At 37.8% G+C, this 7,212-nt stretch carries 7 protein-coding genes; 6 read left to right on the top strand and 1 reads right to left on the bottom strand.

Going from position 1 to position 7,212, the window contains the following annotated elements:
• Window positions 1-181: 181 nt before the first annotated feature.
• The 3 genes from NTX86_01515 to NTX86_01505 all read left to right on the top strand — a co-directional run bounded on the left by NTX86_01515 (window position 182) and on the right by NTX86_01505 (window position 2,345).
• Window positions 182-715: an ankyrin repeat domain-containing protein gene (locus NTX86_01515; protein MCX5921983.1), complete on the top strand. Its 534-nt coding sequence runs from the start codon at window positions 182-184 to the stop codon at window positions 713-715.
• 354 nt (window positions 716-1,069) lie between these two features.
• Window positions 1,070-1,534, top strand: a complete 465-nt coding sequence (locus tag NTX86_01510; protein MCX5921982.1) for a hypothetical protein — start codon at window positions 1,070-1,072, stop codon at window positions 1,532-1,534.
• A gap of 40 nt (window positions 1,535-1,574) precedes the next feature.
• A complete protein-coding gene (locus tag NTX86_01505; protein MCX5921981.1) occupies window positions 1,575-2,345 on the top strand; it encodes an ankyrin repeat domain-containing protein in 771 nt (256 codons plus the stop codon).
• Window positions 2,346-2,422: 77 nt separating this feature from the next.
• On the opposite strand, the gene NTX86_01500 is transcribed toward NTX86_01505, so the two are convergent.
• Entirely contained in the window at window positions 2,423-3,847 is a 1,425-nt protein-coding gene (locus tag NTX86_01500) for a hypothetical protein (GenBank protein ID MCX5921980.1), read from the bottom strand.
• 218 nt (window positions 3,848-4,065) lie between these two features.
• Between NTX86_01500 and NTX86_01495 the strand changes: the two genes are divergently transcribed.
• The 3 genes from NTX86_01495 (at window position 4,066) to NTX86_01485 (ending at window position 7,110) form a co-directional block, all read left to right on the top strand.
• Window positions 4,066-5,451, top strand: a complete 1,386-nt coding sequence (locus NTX86_01495; GenBank protein ID MCX5921979.1) for an ankyrin repeat domain-containing protein — start codon at window positions 4,066-4,068, stop codon at window positions 5,449-5,451.
• A 400-nt stretch (window positions 5,452-5,851) separates the two neighbouring features.
• Window positions 5,852-6,586, top strand: a complete 735-nt coding sequence (locus NTX86_01490) for an ankyrin repeat domain-containing protein (GenBank protein MCX5921978.1) — start codon at window positions 5,852-5,854, stop codon at window positions 6,584-6,586.
• Window positions 6,571-7,110 carry an ankyrin repeat domain-containing protein gene (locus NTX86_01485; protein ID MCX5921977.1) on the top strand — a complete coding sequence of 180 codons (540 nt, stop codon included), beginning with the start codon at window positions 6,571-6,573 and terminating at the stop codon, window positions 7,108-7,110. Before NTX86_01490 ends, NTX86_01485 begins: the two co-directional genes overlap by 16 nt.
• Window positions 7,111-7,212 lie beyond the last annotated feature (102 nt).

Below are 7,212 nucleotides of genomic sequence, written 5' to 3'. Positions count from 1 at the left end.
AGCAGCCAAAGGGGCAAAATCACAAACTCTATCTACTCGTATGTCCAATGAGCCTTCAGAGTACGAACAAGCTCAAGAGTTTGGCATGTCCTTAGAAGAGTATCGCGAACAAAAAGATGAAATGCTCAAACGTGAGCAACAACGTAAATAAAGAAGATTTATATTTTTAAAGGAGATAAGAATGAAAAAGCAATTACTGTTTTATATACTAGCAAGCGTATGCATGTACGGTGCCATGACGGCAAGTCAGATGTCTGATTCTGATTTAGAAAATTTATTTGGCATTCGTGATATATCTCATAAAGATCTTATCAACGAACAATTGATTGATGCTGCTAAAGAAGGTGACACTGACAGGGCTAAACAATTGCTTGAGCAGGGTGCTGATGTCAATCTAGCTGATTATACAGGCAAAACTCCTTTGTATTGGGCTGCTATTAAAGGCTATGACACGACAGTAGCTGAATTGCTCAAAGCGGATGCTGATGTCAATACGGCTGATAAGTTGGGCAGGACTCCTTTGTATATGGCTACTTGGAAGGGGCATGAAAAGGTGATAGCGCAATTGCTTGCAGCAGGTGCAAATGTCGACCTCAATCAAGATCCTTATGCGCAATTGCCGGACGACAAAAAAGATATGCTCAACAAACTTATTACAGAACACAAAGCTAATCTTGTTCGAGAGATGATGCGTGAAGTAGCGCCAGAAAAATAGGTCAGTCTTAGTCATTTTAAGAAAATATCAAAGCCCCGTTGAGCTTGTTATAAGTTCGCTGGGCTTTTTTGTTGTTAAAAAGGTCTGTTTTATGCTCTTGTTCCGCAGTTTTTTCCTTGATTGTCATCAAATATACATATTCTAATTGTAATTATTGATCTGTATGTGATAGGCTAATTAGAGAATAATGAAGGATTATTTACTTTAAAGGAGATAAGAATGAAGAAGCAATTACTATTTTATATACTAGCAAGCGTATTCATGCACGGTGCCATGACGGCAAGTCAGCTACCACTGGATAGCGCGCTCGTAAGCGGCGGATTTTGAATTTATAAGCAGAAATAAGGAGAAATGATGAAGAAAATAATAATAATGACAGCCCTTGTGTTAATGGGGTTCATCGTTAGTCCTGTGTTGGCTATGAATCCTAATTTTGCTTTGACAGATGTGGTTGAAAATAATGATTATGAAGGTGTTGAGCAGGCGCTTCAGGCTGGCGCTGATATAAATATGAGAATTGGCGGGGACACGCCTTTAATGATAGCGGTTGCAGCAGGTGAAGATATCATAGTCGATTTATTGCTTCAAGCTGGGGCTGAAATTGATGAAGACGACTACGAATATTTATCTGAAAAATATCCTTCTGCCCTCATAGGACTTGAGCAAGAAAGGCGAGGACGCATGCAAGCGCTTGTGTCTTTGTTGAGCGGCGAGCAGCATGCGCTATCTGTGGCAACTAAAGCTATAAAATTTGAAAATCTTAAGATATTGCAAGATGAGAAGCGCGAAGAGTTTTTGAAAGTTTCATTAAGTCAGTAGGGAATAGAATGGTTTATAATAAAAAAATGGAGAACCAATTATGAAGAAGTTTTTATTCATTGCAATATTATGCGTAATAAGTGTGCCATTTGTGATGGCTGAATTAACAGCAGATCAATTATTATTAAAAGCGGTGATCGTAGGGGACGTTAAGGAGCTTGATAAGGCAATTAAAGCTGGGGCAAATGTTAATGCAAAAGACGAAAAGGGCAATGTTGCTCTCCGGCTTGCTGCAAAAAGTGGTGGTGTTGGGGTAGTCAAATTATTAATGTCGAATCCCAATATTACTATTAGGCTTGCATCTAAAGATCATGTAACGCCTTTTGAAGAAGCTGTTTTCTATGGCAAAAAAGATATTATAAAACTCTTTATTGAGGGCGTTGATCAAATAGATAAGAATGGTCAGAAAGTTGGAGTATCTATGATAACTCCTAATGAGCGGTTTCGTAAAGATGGAAAAAATGCTCTTCATATGATCGTTATTTATAAGCAGCCTGAAATACTTGAGATGTTAATAGATAGATTTTTAATGGCCATGACATCCAGAACTAATGTTGAAGATTATAATGCGGACAAAGAAGCAAATGACTACTACAATGCGCTCAAGATATTTAATTCGTTCGGTCTTAACGATGTTGCCGAAGCTGATAAATTAACGCCTCTTCAGATGGCAGAAAAACTTTTAAAAAAGACACAAAATTCAAAAGAACAGGAAAAGTACAAGGCAATGATAAAATTATTAAAAAATGCAGAAGAAAAAGAAGAGATGATGTATTCAGACTTCACAGCATTCTCGCAGGAGGAGAAATAAAAAAGTTATAGCGTTAAGTAGAAAAATACCGATACCAATATGCCTAGTGACTTGCAATAGTTAACTGGGCATTCTTTTTATGAGCCCAGAATGCGGGAGCGCACATACATTAGAATTATTGGGTAGAGCGTGACAATGAAATATCCCAAAAAGCATAGGGGCATACACATAGTAATGAGAATAAGAGTGTGTTTGACAGGAAAGGTAAGAAGTGGGTACGATTGCCACGTGCAATATACCATTATTGATGCACTTATTAATCGTACGATATGAATAATGCTGAGTGACACGAGTAATCCAAGAGCTGTTATATACGTGGAAGAATATAACGGAACCATAAGCATGCACAGATAGGGCGCATACGCTAAAGCCAAAAGCCAATATCGTTGATTGATTTCAAGTATTCGTTCATAGGGTGATAGTAAAAGCTCCATCAAAAGAAAACCAATCATAACAAAGAAGGCCTGAAGCACAAAGGGATTATGGAACAATATATCTCTTTTTAACCATAAAATAGCCAAAAATCCTAAGATAGGAATACATAAGCTGGTAATCTTTGAGGTCAGCTTAGTGAAGGCTATCGGCATGAGTTTGTCTCTATCGGGCAATGTTTTGACGTGAGCCAACAAAGCAGTGTCATTGGTGCCTATAGTTTTGAGCACTATGCGATGAAAAAATAGCGCCCCATCATTGGCTACTTTAAATAAATTGGCCGTTGCGGGGCCAAAAATGTGGGTAAACAGGGGTACGAGAAAGTTTCTCTCTGAAAGACTCTTGGTATTAGTGTTAAACCACATAATTCCTGAATGCTTGATAAAAGCCCTCATGGTGCTATTAAAATCTATTGTTTGGTTGCCTGGATAGTTTTTATCTTTATATAATCTTGTAAGCATAGCTATGGCCAGTGTATTAGTGAGAAAACCAGAGCATATTTTTGTAATAAATATACCGGTCAAAATAGCTGTGCTGTCTTTGTATATGAACACGATGCCAAGGTTGGCTGCCATCTCGAGAGACAAAATCGCCATCTGCATAAGATTAAATTGTTTATTCCAGAAGTGTGCATGGTAAATCAGGCGTAAAACGGCAACAATGCCCTCCATAGCAAATAAGGTGACACCGCAATAAAAGAAGGTTGCGTGGTCAACCAAGTGGAGGACTTGGGTCATGCGCGTGGCAAGATACACATAAAGTGGTACGGTGACCAAGAGAATAGCAGCTTGGAAGAGTAAGATATATCGAATAAACCGTTCTTGGCTTTCTTTGTTTTTTGCAAATTCAGGGCTAAATCGAGGGATAGATTTGCGGAATCCAAAATCAATCCAGAGTAACAAAAGAAATATAAGGCTGTTAATGTTTACCCAGGTGGAAAAGTCTTGGGTAGTGAGTCGTGCGTACAAAAAAAATGAAAGCATCGTCGCAGCTAATTTGTAGGCAACGTAGGAGATGGCATTCCAGCTGAGCCCTTGTGAGAATTTAGAAAAAAGAGCATTGCTTTGCATGTTTTTAGTCCGCTATGTATCCTGGAATTATGATTACTATCAAAATAGCATACCTGCCTTGATATAGAGTGTAAATAGTGAAAAGTCAGGTATGAGCGAATTTCCCTTTTTAATGATCTCGTTTTGATTTCTTATTGACTTTGATGTCGCCATGAAGTTATTCTATTAGTAATTATAGGCAATGGAAATGATTGCATAACCTAAAAAAAGGAAAAGATATGAAGATTAATGTGATAATGGCTGCCATGCTTATGGTAATGATCTTTACTGTAGGTTCTTTGCGGGCCATGTCGAGTCCTGATGAAGCATTGTTTGTGGCGGTTAGGACTGGTGACTATGCCGCTGTCAAAAAAGCACTTGAAGACGGTGCAGATGTTAATACCAAGAATAATCGGCGATGGAAAACTTATCTACCTACTTATAGTAATGAAGAGAACTTTTTTGCTGTGGATATGACAGGAACGGCTTTACATATGGCTGCTTATAATGGATTTGACGATATAGTAAAGCTATTGCTCAAAGCAGGAGCAGATATTAATGCTAAAGATAATTCTGGAGAAACAGCTTTGCATACTGTTGCTTTTTTAGAAGGATACGAAAGCATAATTGCCTTATTGCTCAATGCAGGGGCAGATATTAATGCTAAAAATAATTTTGGAGACACGGCTTTAAGTCTAGCTTTTGGAGAGGAATTTGATGCGTATTATGAAGATGAAAACTATTTTAACGATTATAACAGAAAAGTCAGTTTATTGCTTAATGCAGGTGCTGCTGTTGGCCGTAGTGATTGGAGAGAGTTTCCTGTCGACGTTAAAAATTTTCTAAAAGCAGAGCTCCTTGAAAAAAGACGTGAAGAGATAAAGAGAGTGCTCTTTGCTGATCGACTTGGCAAGAAAGAAGGAAAGGCTGAGGAAAATAAGCAGGAGGAAGAGAATATTGGCAGCATTTTGCCAAGTTCGGGTGGTCATCACCAAGGTCTTGGTGGCTTAGTTGGTGAATATGAAGCTTTACCAGAAAATCAAGATGAGTTATTAGCAATGATTAATGAGGTTCAAGCTGCTAAACGACAAGCCTTTCTTGAAAGAATAGGAAAGGCTAACAAGATAGCAGTATCATCGTCAAGTGCTGGTTCTGGTGCGGAGGGTTCTGGTGGCGCAGCAGCTGCAGGTTCTAGTGTGGACGGTGCTAGGTATGCTCAAGCAGGTGGTGGTGCAGCGGCGGCAGGTTCAAAAGAAAACGTTTTACCGCAAAAAACGATAAGGACTGTGGTTCTTCCAGAAGCAAAAATAAAAAGCATAGAGAGAGCTGCTTCTGATTTGATTAAAGAGTCTAAAGGTATGAATGACTTGGCCAGAGCTATTAAAAAACAAGAGCTGAATCCTGCATTGATAGTACGGTTTACTAAATATGTTCAATCTTTCATGAGAAAATATAATGCAATACAAGAGATAATAAAGGAACTTTATTCTTTTGGAAAAGAAGTTAATGATCTTGACATAGAGACTCAACTTGCTCAATGTAAATATGCGTTGGCTGAAGCGGAACATGCTTTGAAGTTGATTGCAGAAGCGCAAAAATTTATACAAGATAATAAAGTTAAATAGTGTATACGTAAATTTATGATGATAAGTAAAAACCCAACAATTTTAGGAAAGTTGTTGGGTTTTTGTGTATTTTAGGCTAATAAGTTCAGTGTCATTCATCATTGAGCTTTATACCAATCTTAGAGCATAATAGTGCCATCATTTCTAAAAAACCCGCTAATTACGACCAAATAAGGTGCCAATACGCATTGCTTCAGGTTTTTTTACCATGGAGGCCCATTTTACCCTATTTTGAGTTGTAATTGGTCCTATTTATGTTTCAATTTATAGGTTGGCTCTCTCATGCCAGTCTTTTTTATAATAATTTCTACTTGACAAGTTTGATCGCTGTGTCATAATTAATACTAATATGAAAAAATATCAAGCAATTATTGGTTTTATAAGTGATTAAGGAAAAAGTATGAAGATTAATGTAATAATGACAGCAATGTTTATGACAATGGTAGGTCCCGTAGGCTCTCTGAGGGCGATGAATCCTATAGCGCCTAAGAAGGTAGAAGTCATAACTTCTACAATGCTTAATAATGAGGTAGAGAAGGCATTGCTTAAGTCAGCTGAAGCTGGTGACAAAGATAGTGTCGAAAAAGCACTTAAAGCAAGCGCTGATGTTAACGTTTGCGATCAAAATGGAATGACAGCTTTGCATTTGGCTGCTCGTAACGGGCATGACAATATAGTCGCGTTGTTGCTCAATAAAGGCGCTGAGGTTGATATTGAGACTGATAAGGGATCAACCGCTTTGACGCTAGCTTTTTATTGGAGTCATGACAAGGTAGTTATTCAGTTGTTAGAGCATGGTGCTCATATTGAAGAACAGACTTGGAGATCTTATTTTTCTGGTGCCATTAATTCGAGAATTTATTTATCTGATGCCATTAAAAAGCATCTAAAAAAACAATCTGATCACCTTAAAAAGTGTCTCAAAAAAGAATTACTTGAGAAAAGACGTAAAGAGATTGAAAAAGCGCTCTTTGATGATAGGGCAGGCAATGAAAAAGAGAATATTGGGAGTATATTGCCAAGTGAAGGTGGGCATCGAGCAGGTCTTGGGGGCCTTATTGGTGAATATGAATCTTTGCCAGAATACTTAACGAGCACCAGGCTGCTAAACGGCAAACTTTGCTTGAAAAATTAGAAGCATCTAAACGACAAGCTTTGCTTGAAAAATTTAAAGCATCCAGCCAGACATCGGTGAAAAAAAATAAAATTGATAAGGCAAACAATAACTTGAGTATATCGGTCATTATTAATGACAGTGAAGGTGTCAAAGACGCACTCAAAGAAGGTGCTGATGTTAATACTCAGGATAAAGATGGGATGGCAGCTTTGTCTTGGGCTGCTTTTAAGGGACATGGCCAGATAGTTGATTTATTGCTTAAGAATAGTACTAAAATTGCTATTAATGCTCAGGATAAAAATGGAAGGACAGCTTTGTGTTGGGCTGATTGTAGGGGGCATCGCAAGATAGTTGATTTATTGCTTCAGTATGGTGCTAATAAATTATTGCTGAAAAGTAATGGCGAGCTTGGCCTCAATGATGAGGTGCGTGGCAAAAATTCTGTTTCAACTTTGTGTCAATTTTGTTTGGTTGCTCGAGGTCAATCAGCAGGTGGCGCGGCAGGTGGTTCATGTGTATGTGGCAAAAACAAGAAGAATTAAGAAATAAATTTTTTATTTAGTATAAGAACATTTCTATATATTTTTGGAGTTATTTATGAAGATATTCAATAAATTTTTATTATTCGCTGGTTTACTTTTTTT

The sequence above is a fragment of the Candidatus Dependentiae bacterium genome (assembly GCA_026389015.1).
GTDB lineage: Bacteria > Babelota > Babeliae > Babelales > Vermiphilaceae > JAPLIR01.
The sequence above is the reverse complement of the archived record's forward strand: the minus strand, read 5'-3'. Positions and strand labels throughout refer to the sequence as shown.